We start from the raw sequence: 21,645 nt of genomic DNA on the forward strand, positions 1-21,645 counted from the left end.
CAAGGGCTGGAATGGTACGGGTTACTGGCCAGCCGCTGCTGCAGACGCCTTCGACTCCTTGGGCGGCAGCGGCTGCGGGTTCAGGAACGCACCGGCAATCAGGGGAGCGGTAAGTTCCACCTGCCACTGCCGGGCACCGAGCTCCAGCAGCTCCGCGGAGATCGACTCCTCCGTAACCTCCGCCGGCGGCCGCCACGCCACCCGCCGCAGGTAATCCGGCGTCAACAGGTTTTCCAGCGGCAGGTTCAGCTCCTCCGCCTTCGCCTGCAGCAGCGGCCGCGCCGTGGCCAGGCGGGCGGCGGCTTCCGGGTCCCGGTCGGCCCAGACCCGGGGCGGCGGCGGAGCGTTGGTGGCCAGGTGCAGCGGCGGCAGTTCCTCCAGGGCGCGGGCCGCCGAGATGCAGCGCAGCCAGCGGGGGGCTTCGCGCTGTGCGGCGCGGCCGTGGAACCCCTTGGTGGTGAGCAGTTGCGGGACGGTGGCGGGCATGGCCTTCGCTGCTGCCACAAGGGCGGAATCGGGAAGCAGCCTGCCCGGGGCCACGTCGCGTTTTTGCGCCAGTGAGTCGCGTTCCAGCCAGAGCTCGCGGACCGCGGCGAGCTGGCGGCGGTCCCGGATCTGGTGCAGGCCGGAGGTCTTGCGCCACGGGTCCACGCGCGGGGGAGCGATGCCCGCCGCCAGGATAGCTGCGAATTCCTGCTCGGCGTACTCCAGCTTCCCGTTGGCCTGCAGCAGTTCGATGAGTTCTTCGCGCAGCTCGGCCAGGACTTCGACGTCAAGTGCGGCGTAGCGCAGCCAAGGCTCGGGCAGCGGGCGGGTGGACCAGTCGGCCGCTGAGTGCTCCTTGGCCAGCCCAAACCCCAGCAGCTGCTCGATGACCGCGGCCAGGCCCACCCGGGGCAACCCCGCAAGCCGTGCGGCGAGTTCGGTGTCGAAGAGCCTGTCCGGCCACATGCCCAGCTCCGACAGGCACGGCAGGTCCTGGCTGGCAGCGTGCAGGATCCATTCGACGCCGCGCAGGGCGTCGTTGATGATCTCCAGGTTCCCGAACGGCTCCGGATCGATCAGCCAGGTACCGGCGCCCTCGCGCCGGATCTGCACCAGGAAGGCGCGTTGCCCGTAGCGGAAGCCGGAAGCGCGCTCGGCGTCCACACCCGCGGGTCCGGTCCCTGCAGCGAGGGCGGCTGCGCAGCGCTCCAGGCCGGACTGCGTTTCGATGACCAGCGGGACGCCCTCCCGTGGAGCGTCGAGGTCGATGATTTCGGGGATGGGGCTGTCAAAGCCCTCCACGGTGATGTGGGGTGCGGCAGCAGCAGCCGGGACGCCGGCTGTGGTGTTTTCCGGAGTGTTTAGGGTCATGATGCCCCCAGTTTACCGGGCTGATCCATAACCGTTCTGTTGGCTTCGGCGCCGGGGCGGGAGGGCGGTGACGCCTTCGGGCAGCGGCGGGAGGCCGGCGAAGGTGCACACCATGTCGGACCAGGCCTCGAGATGGGCCTGGACGTCGGAGGAATCGGGTGTCCAGGAGGCCCGCAGTTCGATGTCGATCGATCCCGGGCGCTCCGCCAAGGTACCGAAGCTCTCGGAGAGGACCCGGGTGGCGGTGCCGCCCGCTGCCCGGTAGCCGGCCTTGTGGTTCTCCAGCGCCTCCACCAGCCAGGTCCACGCCACGGTTCCCAGCATCTGGTCGTTGCCCATCTCCGGTTCCAGCTCGGCCCGGATGTAGGTGACGATGCGGAATTCCCCGTCCCACACCGCCGAGCCCTCCGGGTCATGCAGCAGGATGAAGCGCCCTGTGGCAAGCTCGGTTTCGTCCTCGTCGGCCGCCGGGCCCGCCGTTCCAGAGGCGGCGGCGAAAGCCAGCGCCGCCGGCCCGTGCATAGGCACTGAAGGGGCACCGGCGCCGGGCGCCATCACCTCGGCGCCCAGCGCGACGGCGAAGGGTGCCAGGCGCGCAGGGGCAGGGATTTCCGCGAGCCGCAGTTCCTTGCGGCACCGGGCTTTCCTGAGGGTTCCCAAGGCGTGGAGAAAATCCGGGGGAACCTGGTCAAGTGCGTTCACCTTGGCAGATTACGGTGTGGGACCGGGCGGGGCAGGAAGGCTCGCCGTCAGCGGGCGGTCAGCCCGCCTGTGCGTCCCGGTAGTCCCGGAGCTCATGGCGGATCGCGGCGGCAAAGGCATCAACGTCCTCCTCGGTGGTGTCAAAGGAACACATCCACCGGACTTCCCCCGTGGCTTCATCCCAGTCGTAGAACCGGAAGGAGTTGCGCAGCCTGTCCGCCACACCGGGAGGCAGGATGGCGAAGACGCCGTTGGATTCGGTCTTCTGGGTGGGCCGCACGCCGTCGATCGTGTCGACGGCGGCGCGGAGCCGGGCAGCCATGGCGTTGGCGTGCCTGGCCGAGCGCAGCCAGAGGTCGCCTTCCAGCAGTGCGATGAACTGGGCGGACATGAAGCGCATCTTGGAGGCGAGCTGCATGTCCATCTTGCGCAGGTAGAGCAGGCCGTGGGCTGCTTCAGGGTTCAGTGCCACTACCACTTCGCCGAAGAGCAGTCCGTTCTTGGTGCCGCCGAAGGACAGGATGTCCACCCCGGCGTCCCGGGTGAAGGCGCGAAGGGGCACGCCCAAGTGGGCTGCCGCGTTGGCCAGCCTGGCGCCGTCCATGTGCAGCTTCATGTCTTTGGCGTGCGCGTGGTCGGCAATGGCGCGCACTTCTTCCGGCGTGTAGCAGGTGCCCAGTTCAGTGGTCTGGGTGATGGACACGGCCAGCGGCTGGGCGCGGTGTTCATCGCCCCAGCCCCAGGCCTCACGGTCGATCAGTTCGGGGGTCAGCTTGCCGTCCGGGGTGGGAACGTGCAGGAGCTTGAGTCCGCCGATGCGTTCCGGAGCCCCGTTCTCGTCCATGTTGATGTGGGCGGTGGAGGCGCAGACCACCGCACCCCAGCGGGGGAGGAGGGACTGGAGGGACAGGACGTTGGCACCGGTGCCGTTGAACACCGGGAAGCATTCGATGCCGGGGCCGAAGTGCTCAACCATCAGCTCCTGCAGCCGGGCGGTGTAGTCGTCTTCGCCGTAGGAGACCTGATGCCCTTCGTTGGCCGCGGCCAGCGCCGCCAGGACCTCGGGGTGGACCCCGGAATAGTTGTCCGAGGCGAAGCCGCGCACGTTCGGATCGTGCAGCCGCAGTGCCGCGCCGGTTTCTGCTGTTGTCGTCATAGGGTTGCTCACGCTTTCAGTTTAGGGACAGCCGCGGCCGTCAGTCCGCCAGCCTTAGCCGGGCAGCGTTGAGTTCGGCGGACGGCGTGCCGAAAAGCCGTACGACGGCGGCAGCAAGGTCGGCCACGTCCGTCGCCCCGGGAAACTTCCGCTCCGGGTGGGCGCGGCGGAGCTCGTCGTCCACCAGCGCCTTGACCACCAGGACCGTGGCGGCAGCGTTGCCGCCGCCGGCCTCCGATGCCCGGCGGAAGCCGTCGGCCATGGCCATGGTCCACGCTTCGGCCGCAGCCTTCGCCGCCACGTAGCTGGCGACTGCCGCGGTGGGCTTGTCCAGCGCCGTGGAGGACACCATCGCGAACCGTCCGGAGGCGGACGCCGCAATGTCATCGAAGAAGACGCGCGATACGTTCCGCAGCGTAGTGACGGCGCCGCGTTCCAGGAAATCCCAGTCGTCGTCCGACTGGTCGGCGATCCCCTTGGCTCCGCGCCAGCCGCCCACCAGGTGGATCACGGCGTCTACGGGTCCGGAAGCCGCGGTAATCTCGTCGCGCAGCTTCCTGACCTCGTCCAAAACCGCCAGGTCACACGTGAAGGGGGTGACGCCGTCGCCCGCTTTCTCCGCCGCCGCCGCGATCCTGGCCTGGTCGGACCCTACGATGGCCACGCGGTGCCCCGCGGAGGCGAGGGCGCGGGCCACGGCGATGCCCGAGGCGCCGCTGCCGCCGGTCACCAGGACGCGGACCGGCGCGGAACCAGCCACGGCGCCTGTGGCTGTACCGGTCACAGTGCGGAGCGGCCGGTGATGCCGGCGGTGGACTCAATCACAGGACGCATTTTCTTCTCCAGTGCCTCGTAGAACATGGACAGCGGGAATTCGTCGTCCAGGACCTGGTCCGTGAGGCCCCGGGGTGTCCCCGCCAGCGGCAGCGCGTCCGGGCCCTTGGCCCACACGGAGGCCGGGTTCGGGGTGACGGTGGCGGAGACCAGCTGGTAGGCCGCCAGCCAATGGGCGGTCTTGGGCCGGTCGATGGAACGCCAGTACAGGTCATCGATACTGGCTCCCAAAGCGATGACGGCGTCGGCCACCTCATCCCAGTCGATGGTAAGCCGTGTGTCCGTCCAGTGCAGCACATGCTGCTGGTGCAGCCAGGCGAAAAGGAGCTGGCCGCCCAGGCCGTCGTAGTTGCGGACGCGGCTGCCGGTGATGGCGAAGCGGAAGATGCGGTCGAAGATGATGGCGTACTGCACCAGCTTGGCGTGCCGCCGGGCTTCGGGGTCGGCGTCGTCGTCCTTTTCGATCCGCACCGACTCGCGGAAGGCCGTGAGGTCGCAGCGCAGTTCCTCCAGCGAGTACAGGAAGTAGGGCATCCGCTGCTTGATCATGAAGGGGTCGAACGGCAGGTCGCCGCGCATGTGGGTCCGGTCGTGGATCAGGTCCCACATCACGAACGTGGCTTCAGTGAGGTCCTGGTCCGCCAGGAGTTCCGCGGCGCCTTCCGGCAGCTCCAGGGAAGTGATTTCCGCAGCGGACTTCAGGACGCGGCGGAACCTCGCGGCCTCGCGGTCTGCAAAGATGGCGCCCCAGGTGAAGGTGGGGGTCCGGCTGACCGCCACCGTCTCGGGGAAGAGGACGGCGGAGTTGGTGTCGTAGCCCGGGGTGAAGTCGACGAAGCGGATGGGGACGAACAGCTTGTTGGAGTATTCGCCCGCCTCAAGCCCGGCAATGAACTCCGGCCAGATCACCTCAACCAGTACCGCCTCCACCAGCCGGCTGCTGCTGCCGTTCTGGGTGTACATGGGAAAGACCACCAGGTGCTGGAGGCCGTCATGGCGCAGTTCCTGGGGCTGGAACGCCAGCAGGGAGGACAGGAAGTCCGGAACCGCGAACCCACCGGCGGACCAGGCTTCGAAGTCTGCGCAGGCAGCGTCGAGGTAAGCGGCGTCGTGCGGGAATGCGGGGGCCAGGGCCCTGATCGCCGCCACGATGGTTTCCACGTGCCGGGCTGCTTCCAGACGGTCGGCAGGGTCCGGCACGGACCCATCCTTGACTTGGAGGGCCTGCAGTGCGGTGGCGGCCGTCTTCAGCCGGAGCCAGTCCTGGTTCTGTGCGGAAATGCCGGTAACTGCGCTGGTCAGGGTCTCTGTCATCATCGGCTGCCTTTCTGGGTGCTTGCGTCTCTTTGGCGAGCGTAACAAGCAATCAGCAGACCTTATGCCCAAAGGGATTTGAAGTAAGAAATACTTATTCTCGGGGGCTGCTGGACCGGACCGAGACCAGCCCCCGGCTGTGGGAACAGCGCGGGGGCTGGGGCGTGCCGGTCGGGGTCAGGCACTCGACCCTGGACGAAGGGCCTAGCCCTGGGGCCCGCCTTCTGCGTCATCCTTGCCGACCAGCCGGAGGGAGACAGAGTTGATGCAGTAGCGCTGGTCAGTGGGCGTGCCGTAGCCCTCGCCCTCGAAGACGTGTCCCAGGTGGGAGTCACAGGACGCGCACCGCACTTCGATCCGGTCCATGCCCAGGGTCCGGTCGTGGATGTAGCGGACGTTCCCTTCGGCCAGCGGAGCCCAGAAGGAGGGCCAGCCGCAGTGGGAGTCGAACTTCTCATTGCTGGTGAACAATTCGGCACCACAGGCCCGGCACTGGTAGACGCCTTCGGTGTGGCTGTCCCAGTACTCGCCGGTGTAAGGCCGTTCCGTACCGGCCTGGCGGAGGACGTGGTACTCCTCCGGGGTGAGCTCCTCCCGCCACTGGGCGTCGGTTTTCTGCACCGTGTTTCCCGGGGTGGTGCTTTCCTGGCCGCCACCAACCATGTCAGTTGCCTTGTTGCCGAAGATGCTGTTTCCAAAGATGCTCATAGCATTCCCAACGCTTAGGAGTCGCCGATAAATCCCGAACCGGCGTACAGATGGAGCACAGGCACGCCCAGCTGGTCCTGCGCCTTGTTGGCCCAGTCAGTGTGGAAGGTATCGGCAACGGCATGCGGCCTTGTGATCACCACGGCCTGGGACGCCCCGGTTTCCCGGACCTTCGCCACCAGGCTGTCCACGGCCTTGCCGTCCACCACCTGGCCGGCCACCCCGGAACCCAGCCCCTCCAGGGCGGCGAGCGATGCTGCGAGGGTCTCGTCCGCACGGGCCCGTTCGACGGCGGCATCCGGGTTGCGTGCCGCGAGCTCACGGAAGGCCTTGGCAACGTCCAGCAGGGACAGGTTTTCGAGGAAGTCCACCAGCAGGTGCCGTTCGGTATTTGCCGGCACCAGGACCAGCAGGCGGCTGTCCCCGCCATCCACCAGCCGTTCAATGTTCAGGCGGTCTTCGGCGCCCAGTGGTTCTTCGGTCAGGATGACGATGGGATCACTCATGGCCTTAGCCTAGCGCCGGCAGGGGACACCTGCATCGCACTGCCGGCGCTGGCGGCACACCGCAGGGCGACGTGCCGGTCCCGTCCCGGAATGCGGGTATCGACGGACGCGCCGGTAAGAATAGTCCCATGGCACCTTTCCGGCGAGCGCGCCCTGCAATGAATGCACCCACCCCGGACTCCGGCGGTGTATCGCCCGGGGCAAAGTGGGCCATCGGCGGGGCGATTGCCGGCGGCTCGGTGGCAAGCCTGCTGGGCGCAGGGTCCTCTGCGCTCGCCGTCTACTTTGCCCGCCGCGTGATCACGCCGGCCCGGCAACGTACCGCGGACAAGGAAGTGCTGGCCGTGATCCGGGACGGGCAGAAGCTGCAGGTGATCCTGGCTGCGGACGATGACACCACGGTGGACGGGGTCTACGGGTTCTTTTTCGACGGCGGAAAGGGCCACGCACGTTTCGGCCGCATCATTTCCTACTCGCCGGCGGAACGGACGGTCCTGCGCGAGGTCGAAGCCGTCTACAGCGGGGACCTGTCGACTGCCCGCTGGGGATGGTGGAGCGGGGCCACCTACCCGGACCCGGCCGCCGTCGGGATTCCGGCAGAAGACGTGCTGATTCCGGTGGAGCGGGGCGAAGCGCCCGCCTGGCTGGTGCGCGCCAAGGGAACGGCCCGCACCTGGGCCATCATGGTGCACGGCCGCGGTGCCACCCGGCAGGAAGCCCTCCGGGCGGTGGGCCCGGCCCTGGAGCTGGGACTGACCAGCCTGCTGGTGTCCTACCGGAACGACGGACTGGCCCCCTCGGCCGACGACGGACGGTACGGCCTGGGCTCCACGGAGTGGCAGGACATTGAAGCAGCCATCGACTACGCGCTGGCCCATGGCGCCGAGGAAGTAGTCCTGTTCGGCTGGTCCATGGGAGGAGCCATCTGCCTGCAGACCGCAGACCTGTCCCGCTATCGGCACTTCATCAGGGCCATGGTGCTCGACGCCCCTGTCATCGACTGGGTCACGGTCCTGGCCCACCACGCGCAGCTGAACCGGATCCCGTCCCTGGTGGGCAGGTACGGGCAGCTGATGCTGGGGCATCCGCTGGGGCGCAGGCTCACCGGCCTGTCCGCCCCCGTGGACCTCAAAGTCATGGACTGGGTGTCCCGGGCCGTCGAGCTGCGGACTCCCACGCTCATCATCCACAGCGTTGACGACGAGTACGTACCCTACGGACCCTCCGCCCTGCTGGCTGAACGGAACCCGGAGATGGTCACGTTCGAAACGTTCAACCACGCGCGGCACACCAAGGAATGGAACGTGGATCCGGAACGCTGGGAGCGGCTGGTGAAGGCCTGGCTCCGGCAACAGCTTGCGCCACGCCTCAATCCCGGTTCCAGGCCCGGTCCGGGGTCGGCGGCCCACCCTACTACAACGGGGGCATGACATGGCGAAAAGACAGGGGACCGGGGCGTTGGTTGACCGGGGACGTCTCCTGGCCGCGGACCTTTCCCAACTGGTGACGGCACCGGCAGGCAGGCCAACCCAGGCTTCCCACGCCCCCTTTGACGGCACGCTGGTGGGCGAGGTGCCCGTCTGCACCACGGAAGACGTTGGCGCCGCCGTTGACCGCGCCCGCATCGCCCAGCAGCGTTGGGCCGGCCTCCCGGTGGCTGAACGCCGGGCGGTGATCCGCCGCTTCCGCGAGCTGCTGCTGGACCGGGAACAGGACATCCTGGACCTGGTGCAGGCAGAAAGCGGCAAGGCCCGGCTGAGTGCCTTCGAGGAGTTTGCGGACGTTGTGCTGACGGCAAACTATTACGAGCGCAACGCCGAGCGGTACCTGGGGCCGCGCCGCCGGAAGGGCGCAGCCCCCGTCCTGACCCGCACCACCGAATACCGCGTTCCCAAGGGAGTGGTGGGGGTCATCAGCCCGTGGAACTATCCCTTGACGCTCGCAGTCTCCGACGCCCTGCCAGCCCTTTTGGCCGGAAACGGGATCGTGCTGAAGCCGGATTCCCAGACGCCCTTCACGGCCCTGCTGATGCTCAAACTGCTGAGGGAGGCCGGCCTGCCCGCGGACCTGTTCCAGATCGTCACCGGGCCCGGCGCAGATATCGGCCCTGCCTTGATCGCGCGCGTCGACTTCCTGATGTTCACCGGATCCTCCCAGACCGGCAAGACCGTGGCCAGGCAATGCGGTGAGCGGCTGATCGGCTTCTCCGCCGAACTCGGCGGCAAGAACCCCATGCTGGTGCTGGCCGATGCGGATGTGGCCAAGGCCGCCAGCGGCGCGGTGCACGCGTGTTTTTCGAATTCCGGCCAGCTGTGCGTGAGCATTGAACGGATCTACGTCCACGCTGCCGTTTACGACAGCTTCCTGGCAGCCTTCACGGCCCAGGTGAAGGGGATCCGGATGGGTCCGGGACCGGACTGGGACTTTGGCATGGGGTCCCTCATCAGCGCGGCACAGGTGAAGCGGGTGGACCGCCACGTCCAGGACGCAGTTGCCAAAGGGGCGCAGATTCTCACCGGCGGACGGCGGAGGCCGGACCTGGGGCCATTGTTCTATGAACCCACCGTCCTGGCAGGAGTCACCCCGGACATGCTGCTGGCCCGGGAGGAGACGTTCGGGCCCGTTGTTGCCGTCTACCGGGCAGCGGACGACGACGAAGCCGTGGCACTGGCCAATGATTCCGACTTTGGGCTGAACGGCAGCGTCTGGTCAGCCCGGCACGGGGAAGAGGTGGCCCGCAGGCTTTTGACGGGCACCGTCAACGTCAATGAAGGCTACGCTGCCACGTGGGCCTCCCATGACGCGCCGATTGGCGGGATGAAGGACTCCGGTGCCGGGCGCCGCCACGGGCGGGAAGGAATCCTGAAGTACACCGAACCGCAGACGATAGCCGTACAGCGGCTGCTCCGGGTGGCGCCCGCTCCCGGCATGTCCAACCGGACGTATGCACGGATCATGAAGGGTGCAGTCACCCTGCTGAGCCGCTTCCCCCGAAGCCGGTAGGACACTGCCCGTACCACCCATAACCCGTACCACCCACACCAGGAGAACTGACATGGCCAAAGGAACCCGACTTTCCGGTGCAACACTGTTGATCACGGGAGGGGGAAGCGGGTTGGGCCGCCGCATGGCCCTCGGAGCGGCGCGGCGTGGAAGCCGGGTGGTCATCTGGGACGTGGACGCAAAAGCCGGTGCAGCGGTGCGGGACGAGATCAGGGCGGCAGGAGGGTCAGCCGAGGCCCGGGCCGTGGACGTCACCGACCGGGAAGCGGTGGCTGCTGCCGCCGCCGCAGCCGGCCCCGTGGACGTCCTGGTCAACAACGCCGGGGTGGTCAGCGGGCAACCGCTCCTTGATGCCACGGACGAGGCCATCGAACGGACCATGAACGTCAACGTCATGGCCCTGTACTGGGTAACGCGTGCGTTCCTCGCCGGGATGGCAAGCCGGCGCCACGGAACCGTGGTCACTGTCGCCAGCGCTGCCGGTCTGGTGGGCGTCGCACGCCAGACCGACTACTCCGCCAGCAAGTTCGCCGCCTACGGCTTCAACGAGTCGCTGCGCGCCGAGGTCCGTGCCGCACGGCTTGGCGTCAACACCCTGGTGGTGTGCCCCTACTACATCGATACCGGAATGTTCGACGGCGTCCAGACCCGCTGGCCCATGCTCCTCCCGATCCTCCAGGAAGAAGACGTGGCAACCAAGGTCCTCGACGCCATCGAGGCCGGCCGGCGAAAGCTGGTCCTGCCGCCGCTCGTGAACCTGCTGCCGGTCCTCCGCGTCCTTCCGGTCGGCCTCTTTGACCGGCTTATGGACGTGCTGGGAGTCAACCAGACCATGGACAACTTCACCGGTCGTGCCACCAGCCCTGAAAAATCTGCGAACGGCGGAGGCTTACCCGGCCGTCAGTGAGCCGATGGGCGCCGCGACGGCGTTGGTCAGGCGGACCAGGTCGGCCGGGGCGAGCTCAATGTCCAGGCCCCGCCTGCCGCCCGATACCAGCACGGTGTCCAGGGCCAGGGCGCTGGAATCCAATACTGTGGGGGACGGCTGGCGCTGGCCCAGCGGGGAGATGCCACCCAGGACGTATCCGGTGCGCCGCTGGGCTGCGGCAGGATCGGCCATGGCGGCCTTCTTGGCACCCAGGGCGGCGGCCATGGCCTTCAAGTCCAGGCTCCCGCTCACCGGGACGATGCCCACCGCGAGCCTGCCCTCGACGTCCACCATCAAAGTCTTGAAGACGCGGGACGGTTCGATGCCCAAGGCCTCCGCAGCTTCGGCGCCGTAGCTCGCGGCGGAGGGATCGTGGGTGTAGGGGTGCAGCACAAAGGGAACCCCGGCCGCGGTCAGTGCCGCTGTTGCCGGGGTTCCCTGGGCTGGGTATTTACGCGCCATGGATGCGCGTCAGGCCTGCGTCCCGGACGCCGCCGCCACCTTGCGCTTGATCCTGCCCAGCATCGCGGTCATGCCGCGCATGCGCAGCGGGGTGATGGCGCGGGTAAGCCCCAGCAGTTCCGGCATGTCATCCGGCACGGACAGGATCTCTGCTGCGGACAGACCGTCCAGGCCCTCGTGCAGGACACCGGCGAAACCCCGGGTGGTGGGGGCCTCGGCGGGCGCCTTGAAGTAGAGGCGCACTTCGCCGGCGGGACCGGCGTCGTTGGTCTCTGTCTCGATGGTGAGGAACAGCGGCGACTGGCACTCCACCACCTGCTCAAGGAGCTCAGGGTGGTCCTTGAGCCGGTCGGGGAGCTCCGGCAGTCCCTCCGAAAACTCCAGCAACAGCTGCAGCCGCTCGGGCTCGGACAGGGCCTGGAAATCATCCACGATGGCCGCCAGTGCGGAAGGCAAAGCTTGAGTAGTCATCGGTCCAATTCTACGCGGGGGAGCAGAGGGTCAGGCTCCGACGGCGACGGGCACGGACCCGCGCTCGGCGCCTTTGACGATTGGAACGCGCACGGCGTTGCCCCACTCGGTCCAGGATCCGTCGTAGTTCCGGACGGAATCGAAGCCCAGGAGGTACTTAAGGGCGAACCACGTGTGGCTGGAACGTTCGCCGATGCGGCAGTAGGCCACCACGTCGTCGCCCTCGGTGAGGCCGGCCTCGCCCAGGTAGATGGCCTCCAGTTCCTCCCGGCTGCGGAAGGTGCCGTCGGCGGCAGCGGCGCGGGCCCACGGGATGGACGCTGCGGTGGGGATGTGTCCGCCGCGCAGCGCGCCTTCTTCGGGATAGGCAGGCATGTGGGTGCGCTGACCGGTGTATTCCTCGGGGGAGCGGACGTCGATGAGCGGCTTGCCCAGGTGGGCCAGGACGTCATCCTTGAAGGCCCGGATGGGGGCGTCGTCGCGCTCGACCACCGGGTAGTCGCCGCGGGCAGGTGTTGGCTTGTCCTTGATCAGTTCGCGGCCTTCGGCAACCCACTTGTCCCGGCCGCCGTCGAGCAGCCGGACGTCCTGGTGACCGAAGAGCGTGAACACCCAGAGGGCGTAGGCGGCCCACCAGTTGGACTTGTCGCCGTAGATGACCACGGTGCTGTCCCGGGAAATGCCCTTGGCTGCGGCCAGTTCGGCGAATGCCGCGCCGTCGATGTAGTCACGCGACACTTCGTCGTTCAGGTCGGTGTGCCAGTCGATCTTGACGGCGCCGGGGATGTGGCCGGTCTCGTAGAGCAGCACGTCCTCGTCGGACTCCACAATGATCAGCTCGCCCTTTGCCACCGCGCCGTTCTCGATGGCAGCTGCGAGCCACTCGGTGGAAACGAGCCGCTCCGGGTGGGCATAGGCTGCGAACTTTTCATTCTGTTCAACCGGGTAGGGCATGGCTTGGCCTTTCAGTAAGAGCACGGGAAACCGCGGAACATGCGTTGGAACCTCTTCCCACCCTAGCCAGCGCCCGGGAGGTTGTCCGTATTCCGTTAATAGGGGGAAATGTTGCCTTCATCACGTGGCGGGGCGGCTGGACGGCCTCCCGCCGGGGTACGCCCCGCATTGCCGGTATCCTTTCTGGGGACCAACCACCAGCAGAACGGACCACCTTGGTACAGATCGAACAGCTTGCCGCCCGCACTCCGGCAGTTTCGGTGGACGAACTCTTAAAGGGCTTCTACCCATCGCCGCGGTTTGGGGAGGTTTCCTTTTCGAGCTACCGCCCGGACCCCAAGCAGCCCAGCCAGGCCGCCGCCGTGCGCGCCCTCCAGGGATTTGCCGACGGCGTGGGGTCAGGCAACGGGGGCGGGCTTTTCAAGAAGCTGTTCGGCAAGAAGGACGATTCCAGGGCAGGCATCTACCTGGATGGCGGCTTCGGCGTGGGCAAGACGCACCTGCTGGCGTCCCTGTGGCACGCAGCCCCGGGCCCCAAGGCGTTCGGTACCTTCGTGGAGTACACCAACCTGGTGGGGGCACTGTCCTTCCGCAAGACGGTGGACGCCTTGAGCAGCTACCAGCTGGTCTGCATTGACGAATTCGAACTGGACGATCCGGGCGACACCGTCCTGATGTCCCGGCTCATGCGCGAATTGGCGGATGCCGGCGTCAAGCTTGCCGCCACCTCCAACACCCTGCCGGGCTCCCTGGGCGACGGCCGGTTCGCCGCTGTGGACTTCCAGCGCGAAATCCAGGTCCTGGCAGACCAGTTCGAGGTGATCCGCATCGACGGCGAGGACTTCCGGCACCGTGGCCTTCCCGCCGCGCCGGCCCCGCTGAGGAACAGCGAGCTCAACGCGCACATGAAGGCGGAGTTCGATGGCAAGACTGTGGCCCAGGACGAATTCTCCACGCTCATCCACCACCTCGCCGGCGTGCACCCCAGCCGTTACCGCCAGTTGATCGACGGCATCGACGGCGTGGTGTGGCGGAACGTGGAAACCATCACGGAGCAGGCCGTGGCGCTGCGCTTCGTGGTGCTGGCGGACCGGCTCTACGACAAGGACGTGCCCATCCTGGCCAGCGGCGTTCCGTTCGACAAGCTGTTCACCGAGGAAATGATGACCGGCGGGTACATGAAAAAGTACTTCCGCGCCGTCTCCCGCCTCACCGCCCTGGCCCGCGAAGGCCAGAACCACGAGCCTTCCTAACGGGTTTCCGGTTCGCCGCCGCTTTGCCCCGGCTTCTCCCGCCTGACCAGTGCTCCCCGGACCAGCAGGCCGGCCAGGAGTGCCCAGAAGGCTGAGCCGATGCCTGCAAAGGACAGCCCTGAAGCAGCCATCAGGAAGGTGACAGCGGGGGCGATACGGTCTTCCGGGCGCGCCAGTGCGGCAGACACGGCCGAAGCCAGCGTTCCCAGCAGGGCCAAACCCGCCACGGCTTCGAGCATCCCTGCCGGTGCCCGGTTCACCATGGAGACCAGTGCGGTGGAGACGGCGGCCAGCATCAGGTAGGCCAGCCCGGACGTAAAGCCGGCCACCCAGCGCCTGCTTCGGTCCGCGCCCGCTTCCTCGCCGGCTGCCAGGGCGGCGCTCAGCGCTGCAAGGTTGATGGCATGGCCGCCGAATGGCGCCGCGGCAACTGTCCCCGCTCCCGTGACCAGCATGGCCGGCCGCCATGGTGTCCCATATCCGAAGGAACGCAGCACCGCCACGCCGGGCACATTCTGCGAGGCCATGGTCACCACGAACAACGGGAGGGCGATCCCTGCCATGGCCTGCAGGCTGAAGGCTGGCGTGGTCCACGCGGGTGCGGGCATCAGGGCGCCGGGATCCACGGGCGTACCGGCGGATGCCAGGGAAATACCGATCACAGCCAGGGCCATAAGCAAGGCGGCGGGCACAGCCCAGCGCGGGGCAAACTTCATCATCGCCAGCCAGCAGAGAATCACCGGTGCCACAAACACAGGCACTGTGCCCAGGGCCTTGAAGGGTGCCAGGCAGAGCTGCAGCAGGACCCCGGCCAGCATCGCCTGGGCCAGGGACGAGGGGATCGCCGCCATCACCCTGCCGAGCGCCGGCACCAAACCGGTCAGGGCGAGCAGCAGCCCGGCGGCAACGAAGGCTCCGACGGCGGCCGGCCACCCGCCGTCGGGCATTCCTGACGCCGCAAGCAGCGCCGCGCCCGGCGTGGACCAGGCCAGCGTTACCGGGACCTTGGACCGCCACGCGAGGACAAGGACGCCAAGACCGACGGCGAGCGTCAGTGCCAGCAGGCCGGACGCTGCCTGGGCGGGATCGGCCCCCACTGCCCTGAGCCCGGCCAGGACGACGGCGAACGACGAGGTGAAGCCCACCAGCGCAGTGACAATCCCCGCCACGACGGGCCGGGAATCAAACCTGGTCCGGGCGGCAGGGGGAGTGGCGGAAGATGCGGAGGACTTGGGCATACCCGCAGGCTACCGGGAGGGTACGGGGAAGCGGGAATTACAGGGCATTGCTGGCACAGCCTCAACCGGGCCACGGGCAGACAGTCCTTGGACGCCAAAGGCGCGGGCGCCCCTTAAACGCCAAAGGCGCGGGCGCCGCCTCCCGGCGGGACCCGCGCCCCGTTGACGTGCAGGGGCAAGGCCCTGGCCAAATCCTTTACGGAGCCCTGTCTACCGGCGGAACCGGATTTCCAGGAGCTGCCGGCGGAACCTGCCCGGCGGCAGGTGCCTGGCCCGGGGTTCCGTTCTTGTCAATGAGCTTGGAAGCGCCATCCTGGATTTTGTCGACATGGCCCGCGTACTTGCCGCCGGTCCTGGTGTCGACGAAATCGCCGGCCTTGGTGATGCCGTCCTTGATGGCCTGCTCGTTGCCGCGGATGAGACCCTGAGCCTTGCCCTTTAGATCGTCAATCAAACCCACGAGCACCTCCCTTCTATCGCGGAGCCAGGTCGCTCCTCGCGCATTCGATCCTATCGGGGCGGAGAAGGGGTGCCAAGGGAATTTCGTTCGCCCGGAGCGGATGCGGGGAAACGACAAAAGCAGCTCCGGAGAGCTGCTTTTCGTGGTGGGCGATACTGGGATCGAACCAGTGACCTCTTCCGTGTCAGGGAAGCGCGCTACCGCTGCGCCAATCGCCCGGAACCGGAAGCCCGGTAAGTGGGATAAAAGAGAGCGGACGACGAGATTCGAACTCGCGACATCCACCTTGGCAAGGTGGTGCTCTACCAGCTGAGCTACGTCCGCGTGCAGGTTGTTCCGGTAAACCGGCGGTACTGCGGGCAAGTTTCCTTGCCAGTGGGCGATACTGGGATCGAACCAGTGACCTCTTCCGTGTCAGGGAAGCGCGCTACCGCTGCGCCAATCGCCCATTGACTCCGAAAAATCCGGAGTCCATGGTTTTCACCGAGGTGGGTACGGGATTCGAACCCGTGTATACGGCTTTGCAGGCCGCTGCCTCGCCTCTCGGCCAACCCACCGTGTTAGCGTCGATTCCGAAGAATGTTTGCTGTGACAGTGTCCTGCGAGCGGACGACGAGATTCGAACTCGCGACATCCACCTTGGCAAGGTGGTGCTCTACCAGCTGAGCTACGTCCGCATTTTGGAGGGTTGATTCCTTGCCGTTTCCGGCATTTCCTCGCGTTCCAACGAGTAAAAACAATATAGGAGGTTCCGGGAAACTCCAAATCGCTCCGGCCGCCTGACGTGGAATGGCCTCTGCTTCCGCGTGATTCCAAGGGTTCAGGGACTTACAGGCGTGTAATTTACGACGCCGGGTGGCTGCTTCCGCGGCCGGGCTACGGGTCCGACGTGCTGCTGGAGGCACTTCTGCACGGGGGTGCGTCGGGGCGCCGGGGCCGATTTTTGAAATGGGGCAGTGGTGGGCTAGCATTCAAATGCATCGGGGCGATTGGCGCAGTGGTAGCGCGCTTCGTTCACACCGAAGAGGTCACTGGTTCGAACCCAGTATCGCCCACCGCAGAGGTCCGTTTCCGCTCATCAGCAGCGGAGACGGACCTTTTTCGTGTGCAGCTCCGGCCCTTGGAGCTTTTGTCGGCCCCCTGTGAAAGAGTCTTTTGTATGACTGATCCGCTTCTCGCCCACGCCACCGAATACGGCCGGATGTACGCACGGTCAACGTCTGAGCAGTTCGCCGTGCCTTCCATCACCACCGTGATCAGCCAGCAGCCGCACGGCCTCGACGGGTGGTTTGGATACATGGGTGCCAGCAGCCTGGCCAATGACCCGCTGCTCTCGGACTGCCTGGGGAGCCCGGCCAAGATCAAGCAGGCCATCAACCGCGCTGCCAAGGCTGCAGAAACCTACCGTGACGATGCCGCCAGGCGGGGGGACCGTGTCCATTACTACTGCGAGCAGGTGGCACTGCGTGCGCTTGGGCGCCCGCACGCCATGAAGGAGGCACGCGAAGCCCTGGCCGCCAACGGCGAGGAAGCCTTCGCGGTCCGCTTCGACGAATGGTGGGAACTCTTCCGGGTGGAGCCCATCGCTCCCGAAATCACGGTGTGGAACGACTCCGTGGGCTACGCCGGAACCCTTGACCTGGTAGCGCGTATCAACGGACGCATCTGCCTGATCGACTACAAGACCAAGGGCACCACCCGGGACGGGCTGGTCAAGCCCCTGGATGACAAAGTGGTCATGCAGCTGGTAGCCGGGATGAAGGCGGAAGAAAGCCTGGTGGATGCGGAGGCCGGAACCTGGGAGCCCTGGAAGTATGGGGAAAACCCGGTCCTGCTGGCCGTTGCCATCGGTGAGACAGAAGTCCGGCCCGTCCGGGCCAACCCCGAAGTGCTCAAGCACCACTGGTGGAAGTTCTGCGCGCTGCGCCGGGTCTGGGAACTGAACGCTGACACCATCAGTGCCGGCACGGCCCTGCTGCCCATCGCCCCGCCGCCGCTGGCCCAGGCCCGCACCGCCTAGCTCCGTGCAGCCGCCACAGCTGCACCTAAACTGGATAAGTTCCAATTGCCGCCAACCGTGAGGACAAACAGCGCATGGCTATTCTGAATATCCGCATCATCGGCGATCCTGTGCTGCGCACAGTTGCCGATCCCGTGACGGAATTCGGACCCGAGCTTGCCAAACTGGTCGCCGACATGACCGAGACCATGGAGGACGTGGACGGCGCCGGCCTTGCAGCGCCCCAGGTCGGCGTCAGCAAGCGCGTCTTCACCTACCGCATCGACGGCGTCGAAGGGCACATCATCAACCCTGTGCTGGAGAACAGCGCGGACTACCAGCCGGACCACGTGGAAGGCTGCCTCTCCATCCCGGGCCTCGGGTTCCCGGTCCGCCGCTACCGGTCCACGCGGGTCACCGGCGTGGACATGCATGGAAATCCGGTTTCCATCGAAGGGGAGGGGATGCTGGCACGCTGCTTCCAGCACGAGAACGACCACCTGGACGGCATCCTCTACACCGACCGGCTTGAGGGCGAGGACCGGAAGGCTGCGTTGCGGTCCATCCGCAATGCCAATTACGACGCCGTGACCGAACGCACCACGGCCAAACGCGCCAAAAGCGTGGGCTCGAGTTTCGGCGGGTCCAGCTTCGGCGGAAACAGCACCCCCGGCTCCAGCTTCGGCGCAGCCGGGTGAGGGTCCTCTTCGCGGGAACCCCCGCCGTCGCAGTCCCATCCCTGGACGCGCTGGTCAACGCCGGGTTCGAGGTCGTCGCCGTCCTGACCCGTCCCGATGCGCCCATCGGCCGGAAACGCGTGCTGACGCCGTCGCCGGTTGCGCAACGGGCCGCTGAGCTGGGCATCGATGTCATCCATGCCGCCCGCCTGGACGCGGAGGCCATCGCCAAAATCTCCGCCGTGCAGCCGGATGTTGCCGCCATCGTCGCTTATGGCGGCCTGGTTCCGCCCGCAGCCTTGGGCATCCCGCGGCACGGCTGGGTGAACCTTCACTTCTCCCTGCTTCCCGCCTGGCGCGGGGCCGCCCCTGTCCAGCGGTCCGTCATCGCCGGTGATGACGTCACCGGTGCTGTTACCTTCCAACTCGAGGAAGGCCTGGACACCGGGCCTGTCTTCGGCACCCTCACGGAGGCCGTCAAACAGCAGGACACCGCAGGTGACCTGCTGGAGCGGCTGTCCCACAGCGGTGCGGTGCTGCTGGCACAGACATTGTCGGCCATCGATGCTGGAAAAGCCTCCCCCCAGCCGCAGGCCGGGGAAGTATCACTTGCGCCGAAGCTGACCCTGGAGGACGGCCACCTCAATTGGACCCATCCCGCGCTGGCCATCAGCAGGCAGGCGCGCGGCGTCACCCCGGAGCCGGGCGCCTGGACCCTGCTCGACGGTCAGCGGGTCAAACTCGAGCCTGTGCGGCTCCGGCCGGATGTCACTGACCTGCCCCCAGGCACGGTATCGCTCCACGGGAAGACCGTGTTGGTGGGAACAGGGTCGCATGCCGTGGAACTCACCCGGATCCAGCCCGCCGGGAAAAAGATGATGGCCGCAGCCGACTGGGCACGCGGCATGGCTTCTCTGGAAAGTGTGGTGTTCGAATGAGCAGCTCCGGTGGCAACACAGGCGGACAAGGCAGCACCGGAGGACGGGGCGGGGCCGGGCGGAACGGCCATGGCAGCAGCGGTGGACCCGCTGGCGGCCGTGGCAAGGGCGGGCCCCCGGACACCAGCAGGCGCAATGCCAAGGGGCGGGAACGCAACCGCGGGCCAAAACGGAACTTCACGGAGCAGGCGCCGTCGCAGCGGACCAGGCGTGCCGACCCCGCCCGCCTGGTGGCCTTCGAAGTCCTCCGCGCCGTGGCTGAGGAGGATGCCTACGCCAACCTGGTGCTGCCCGCCCGGATCCGGCACCACCACCTGGACAAGCGGGATGCCGGGTTTGCCACCGAGCTGAGCTACGGGGCCCTGCGTGGCCAAGGCACCTATGACGCCATCCTGGCCCGGTGCGTGGACCGGCCCCTGTCCCAACTGGATCCCGCCGTCCTGGACGCCCTCCGCATCGGCACGCACCAGCTGCTGGCCATGAGGGTCCCGGCGCACGCAGCGCTGGACCAGACCGTCGGGCTGGCCCGCGCCGTCATCGGCGCCGGTCCCTCCGCCTTGATCAACGCGGTCCTGCGAAAAGTGTCCGCACGGACCCTTGAAGAGTGGCTGGACCTGCTGGTGGAAGGTGAAACCGACCAGACGAAGATTGCCGCGCTCCGGTTCGCCCACCCCGAATGGATCGTCCGGGCCATGCGCCAGTCGCTTGTGGCCCACGGCCGGCCCGCCACCGAAATCGACAGCCTGCTGGAGGCGGACAACGCGGCCCCGGTGGTCAACCTGGTGGCCCTTCCCGGCTTGGGCAGCCTGGACGAAGCCCTGGAAAACGGTGCTGCCCCCGGCGAGCTGGTGGAAGGTTCCGCTCTCTCCAGTGGCGGGGACCTGGGCCGCCTTGCATCCGTGCGCGCGGGCACCACGCGGGTGCAGGACGTTGGTTCCCAGTTGGTGGCCAGGGCCCTTGCGGGCGTGGACCTCGGCGCGGCATCAGGGAATGCAGGCGAAGATGGCGCGGCGCCCACCAAAGAAGCGCTTCCGTCCACTGCAGAAGAAGCATGGCTCGATCTCTGCGCCGGCCCGGGAGGAAAAGCTGCCCTCCTTGGTGCCCTGGCGCACCAGCGCGGTGCCACGCTGCTGGCGAACGAACCCGCGCCGCACAGGGCAAAGCTCGTCAGCCAGGCGCTGTCCGCTGTTCCGCACGGGAGCTGGCAGGTCCGCACCGGGGACGGCCGGGAAGTGGGAGCTGAGCAGCCCGAACGGTATAGCCGTGTGCTGGTTGACGTTCCCTGCACCGGGCTGGGGGCACTGCGGCGCAGGCCGGAGTCCCGATGGCGGCGTTCTCCCAAGGACATCACGGACCTGGGCCCGCTGCAGCGCGAGCTGCTGTCCTCCGCCCTTGCGGCAGTCCGTCCCGGGGGAGTGGTGGCCTATGTGACCTGTTCCCCGCATCCGGCCGAGACCACTGCGGTGGTGGCGGACGTCCTGCGCAAGCGTGATGACCTTGAGCTCCTCGACGCCGGCGCCGCCCTTGACGCCGTCAGCCTGACCGGAAGCCTCGATGCGGGGCACGACATGACAGCCCAGCTTTGGCCCCACATTCACCACACCGACGCCATGTTCCTGGCCCTGATCAAGAAGAAGGCCTGAACGGGAGAAACACCCGTGCAGCTTTCAACCACCCCAGCATCCCTCCGTGGGACCACCGCACCTCCGACCGAAAGGCACACACTTGACGCAGTGCTGCATCAACCCGAGCATCCTCTCCGCCGACTTCGTCAACCTTGAGGCCGAACTTCGACGGATCAGCAATGCCGACGCCGTGCACGTGGACGTCATGGACAACCACTTCGTCCCCAACCTGACCATCGGACTTCCCGTCGTCCAGCGCATCCAGGCCGTCAGCCCGGTTCCGCTCGACGCCCACCTCATGATTGCCGATGCCGACCGCTGGGCTCCGGGGTTCGCTGACGCGGGCCTGGCATCGGTCACATTCCACGCCGAAGCCTCCATCGCACCCATCAAGCTGGCCAGGGAGCTGAGGAGCAGGGGAGCCAAGGCGGGGATGGCCCTGCGCCCCGCAACCCCCGTGGAGCCCTACCTGGACATGCTGCCGGAGTTGGACATGCTGCTCATCATGACCGTGGAGCCAGGCTTCGGCGGGCAGGCCTTCCTGGATGTCACCCTGCCCAAGATCCGCAGGGCCCGCGCGGCCGTGGACGGATCAGGGGCGGCCGTGGCCATCCAGGTGGACGGCGGCATCACCGAGGACACCATTGAGCGCGCCGCTGAGGCGGGCGCCAATGTCTTCGTGGCAGGCTCCGCCGTTTACGGCGCTGAGGATCCCGCCGCGGCCATCGACCTGCTGCGTGCCAAGGGTGCCCGCACATTACGTGCGGCGACGGAATAACCGGGAGCCCCTTCCGGTTGTGGCACAATAGCAACACACATACGTGCTCCGGGGTCGGTGTAAGTCCGAACCGGCGGTGACAGTCCGCGACCCGCGAGCCGGTGTTCTCTCCAGGAGAATTCCGGCGGACGGTTGAACCGGTGGAATTCCGGTACCGACAGTTAAAGTCTGGATGAGAGAAGCACGTACAGCTGTATCTGTGCAGCCATCGCGCTGCGCAGCGTTCTGCTGTCGTATCCCCGGAGCCATCGCGGTTCGACAGGGAAGGAACGACACACGAATG

The 21,645-nt window shown here is 67.2% G+C and carries 21 protein-coding genes, 6 tRNA genes and 1 riboswitch; of the genes, 10 read left to right on the forward strand and 17 right to left on the reverse strand.

Features of this window, described 5'->3' with window-relative positions:
• Positions 1-21: 21 nt before the first annotated feature.
• The 7 genes from ACIGJD_RS08120 to ACIGJD_RS08150 all read right to left on the reverse strand — a co-directional run bounded on the left by ACIGJD_RS08120 (position 22) and on the right by ACIGJD_RS08150 (position 6,576).
• Positions 22-1,356 (reverse strand): HRDC domain-containing protein, encoded by a 1,335-nt coding sequence (locus tag ACIGJD_RS08120; protein WP_483689070.1) that lies wholly within the window; start codon positions 1,354-1,356, stop codon positions 22-24.
• A 12-nt stretch (positions 1,357-1,368) separates the two neighbouring features.
• Positions 1,369-2,058 (reverse strand): DUF3000 domain-containing protein, encoded by a 690-nt coding sequence (locus ACIGJD_RS08125; protein WP_483689071.1) that lies wholly within the window; start codon positions 2,056-2,058, stop codon positions 1,369-1,371.
• 58 nt (positions 2,059-2,116) lie between these two features.
• Entirely contained in the window at positions 2,117-3,214 is a 1,098-nt protein-coding gene (locus tag ACIGJD_RS08130) for a threonine aldolase family protein (protein WP_483689454.1), read from the reverse strand.
• 40 nt (positions 3,215-3,254) lie between these two features.
• On the reverse strand, positions 3,255-3,998 hold the full coding sequence (locus ACIGJD_RS08135; RefSeq protein ID WP_483689072.1) for an SDR family oxidoreductase: 744 nt from the start codon (positions 3,996-3,998) through the stop codon (positions 3,255-3,257).
• Positions 3,995-5,362 (reverse strand): DUF6421 family protein, encoded by a 1,368-nt coding sequence (locus tag ACIGJD_RS08140; RefSeq protein WP_483689455.1) that lies wholly within the window; start codon positions 5,360-5,362, stop codon positions 3,995-3,997. The genes ACIGJD_RS08135 and ACIGJD_RS08140 overlap by 4 nt, the downstream gene beginning before the upstream one ends.
• 204 nt (positions 5,363-5,566) lie before the next feature.
• Positions 5,567-6,025: a peptide-methionine (R)-S-oxide reductase MsrB gene (msrB, locus tag ACIGJD_RS08145; protein ID WP_483689456.1), complete on the reverse strand. Its 459-nt coding sequence runs from the start codon at positions 6,023-6,025 to the stop codon at positions 5,567-5,569.
• A gap of 59 nt (positions 6,026-6,084) precedes the next feature.
• Positions 6,085-6,576, reverse strand: a complete 492-nt coding sequence (locus tag ACIGJD_RS08150) for a hypothetical protein (RefSeq protein WP_483689073.1) — start codon at positions 6,574-6,576, stop codon at positions 6,085-6,087.
• A gap of 158 nt (positions 6,577-6,734) precedes the next feature.
• Here ACIGJD_RS08150 and ACIGJD_RS08155 point away from each other — a divergent pair, with 158 nt between their 5' ends.
• The 3 genes from ACIGJD_RS08155 to ACIGJD_RS08165 are packed head-to-tail and all read left to right on the forward strand — an operon-like array spanning position 6,735 to position 10,486.
• Positions 6,735-8,006 carry an alpha/beta hydrolase family protein gene (locus ACIGJD_RS08155; RefSeq protein ID WP_483689074.1) on the forward strand — a complete coding sequence of 424 codons (1,272 nt, stop codon included), beginning with the start codon at positions 6,735-6,737 and terminating at the stop codon, positions 8,004-8,006.
• Between the two features lies 1 nt (position 8,007).
• A complete protein-coding gene (locus tag ACIGJD_RS08160; protein ID WP_483689075.1) occupies positions 8,008-9,579 on the forward strand; it encodes a succinic semialdehyde dehydrogenase in 1,572 nt (523 codons plus the stop codon).
• Between the two features lie 52 nt (positions 9,580-9,631).
• On the forward strand, positions 9,632-10,486 hold the full coding sequence (locus tag ACIGJD_RS08165; protein ID WP_483689076.1) for an SDR family oxidoreductase: 855 nt from the start codon (positions 9,632-9,634) through the stop codon (positions 10,484-10,486).
• On the opposite strand, the gene ybaK is transcribed toward ACIGJD_RS08165, so the two are convergent.
• The 3 genes from ybaK to ACIGJD_RS08180 are packed head-to-tail and all read right to left on the reverse strand — an operon-like array spanning position 10,469 to position 12,394.
• Entirely contained in the window at positions 10,469-10,969 is a 501-nt protein-coding gene (gene ybaK / locus ACIGJD_RS08170) for a Cys-tRNA(Pro) deacylase (protein WP_483689077.1), read from the reverse strand. The two genes, ACIGJD_RS08165 and ybaK, sit on opposite strands and share 18 nt — an antisense overlap.
• Before the next feature lie 9 nt (positions 10,970-10,978).
• Positions 10,979-11,440, reverse strand: coding sequence for a SufE family protein (locus ACIGJD_RS08175; RefSeq protein WP_483689078.1), 462 nt, complete (start codon positions 11,438-11,440; stop codon positions 10,979-10,981).
• A gap of 30 nt (positions 11,441-11,470) precedes the next feature.
• On the reverse strand, positions 11,471-12,394 hold the full coding sequence (locus tag ACIGJD_RS08180; protein WP_483689079.1) for a sulfurtransferase: 924 nt from the start codon (positions 12,392-12,394) through the stop codon (positions 11,471-11,473).
• A gap of 215 nt (positions 12,395-12,609) precedes the next feature.
• On the opposite strand from ACIGJD_RS08180, the gene zapE reads away from it, so the two are divergent.
• Positions 12,610-13,647 carry a cell division protein ZapE gene (zapE, locus tag ACIGJD_RS08185; protein WP_483689080.1) on the forward strand — a complete coding sequence of 346 codons (1,038 nt, stop codon included), beginning with the start codon at positions 12,610-12,612 and terminating at the stop codon, positions 13,645-13,647.
• On the opposite strand, the gene ACIGJD_RS08190 is transcribed toward zapE, so the two are convergent.
• From ACIGJD_RS08190 to ACIGJD_RS08220, 7 genes are all read right to left on the reverse strand, one after another.
• Positions 13,644-14,885 (reverse strand): benzoate/H(+) symporter BenE family transporter, encoded by a 1,242-nt coding sequence (locus tag ACIGJD_RS08190; protein WP_483689081.1) that lies wholly within the window; start codon positions 14,883-14,885, stop codon positions 13,644-13,646. The genes zapE and ACIGJD_RS08190 overlap by 4 nt on opposite strands.
• A gap of 196 nt (positions 14,886-15,081) precedes the next feature.
• Entirely contained in the window at positions 15,082-15,345 is a 264-nt protein-coding gene (locus tag ACIGJD_RS08195) for an antitoxin (protein ID WP_142134170.1), read from the reverse strand.
• 143 nt (positions 15,346-15,488) lie between these two features.
• Positions 15,489-15,563, reverse strand: a tRNA-Val gene (locus ACIGJD_RS08200).
• A 33-nt stretch (positions 15,564-15,596) separates the two neighbouring features.
• Positions 15,597-15,669, reverse strand: a tRNA-Gly gene (locus ACIGJD_RS08205).
• Positions 15,670-15,721: 52 nt separating this feature from the next.
• A tRNA-Val gene (locus tag ACIGJD_RS08210) sits at positions 15,722-15,793 on the reverse strand.
• Between the two features lie 38 nt (positions 15,794-15,831).
• Positions 15,832-15,902: transfer RNA gene (locus ACIGJD_RS08215), tRNA-Cys, on the reverse strand.
• A gap of 47 nt (positions 15,903-15,949) precedes the next feature.
• Positions 15,950-16,022, reverse strand: a tRNA-Gly gene (locus ACIGJD_RS08220).
• Positions 16,023-16,328: 306 nt separating this feature from the next.
• Between ACIGJD_RS08220 and ACIGJD_RS08225 the strand changes: the two genes are divergently transcribed.
• The 6 genes from ACIGJD_RS08225 (at position 16,329) to rpe (ending at position 21,362) form a co-directional block, all read left to right on the forward strand.
• A tRNA-Val gene (locus tag ACIGJD_RS08225) sits at positions 16,329-16,400 on the forward strand.
• 104 nt (positions 16,401-16,504) lie between these two features.
• Positions 16,505-17,365, forward strand: a complete 861-nt coding sequence (locus ACIGJD_RS08230; RefSeq protein ID WP_483689082.1) for a cytochrome — start codon at positions 16,505-16,507, stop codon at positions 17,363-17,365.
• Between the two features lie 74 nt (positions 17,366-17,439).
• Positions 17,440-18,042 carry a peptide deformylase gene (gene def / locus ACIGJD_RS08235; RefSeq protein WP_483689083.1) on the forward strand — a complete coding sequence of 201 codons (603 nt, stop codon included), beginning with the start codon at positions 17,440-17,442 and terminating at the stop codon, positions 18,040-18,042.
• The gene (fmt, locus tag ACIGJD_RS08240) at positions 18,039-18,959 is read left to right on the forward strand and encodes a methionyl-tRNA formyltransferase (protein ID WP_483689084.1); all 921 of its coding nucleotides are present in this window, start codon (positions 18,039-18,041) and stop codon (positions 18,957-18,959) included. Before def ends, fmt begins: the two co-directional genes overlap by 4 nt.
• Positions 18,956-20,602, forward strand: a complete 1,647-nt coding sequence (locus ACIGJD_RS08245) for an RsmB/NOP family class I SAM-dependent RNA methyltransferase (protein WP_483689085.1) — start codon at positions 18,956-18,958, stop codon at positions 20,600-20,602. Before fmt ends, ACIGJD_RS08245 begins: the two co-directional genes overlap by 4 nt.
• A gap of 82 nt (positions 20,603-20,684) precedes the next feature.
• A complete protein-coding gene (gene rpe, locus ACIGJD_RS08250; protein ID WP_483689086.1) occupies positions 20,685-21,362 on the forward strand; it encodes a ribulose-phosphate 3-epimerase in 678 nt (225 codons plus the stop codon).
• A 39-nt stretch (positions 21,363-21,401) separates the two neighbouring features.
• Positions 21,402-21,551, forward strand: a riboswitch (FMN riboswitch).
• The last annotated feature ends 94 nt before the right edge of the window (positions 21,552-21,645 follow it).

Source organism: Arthrobacter sp. E1SS-5, from assembly GCF_057073715.1.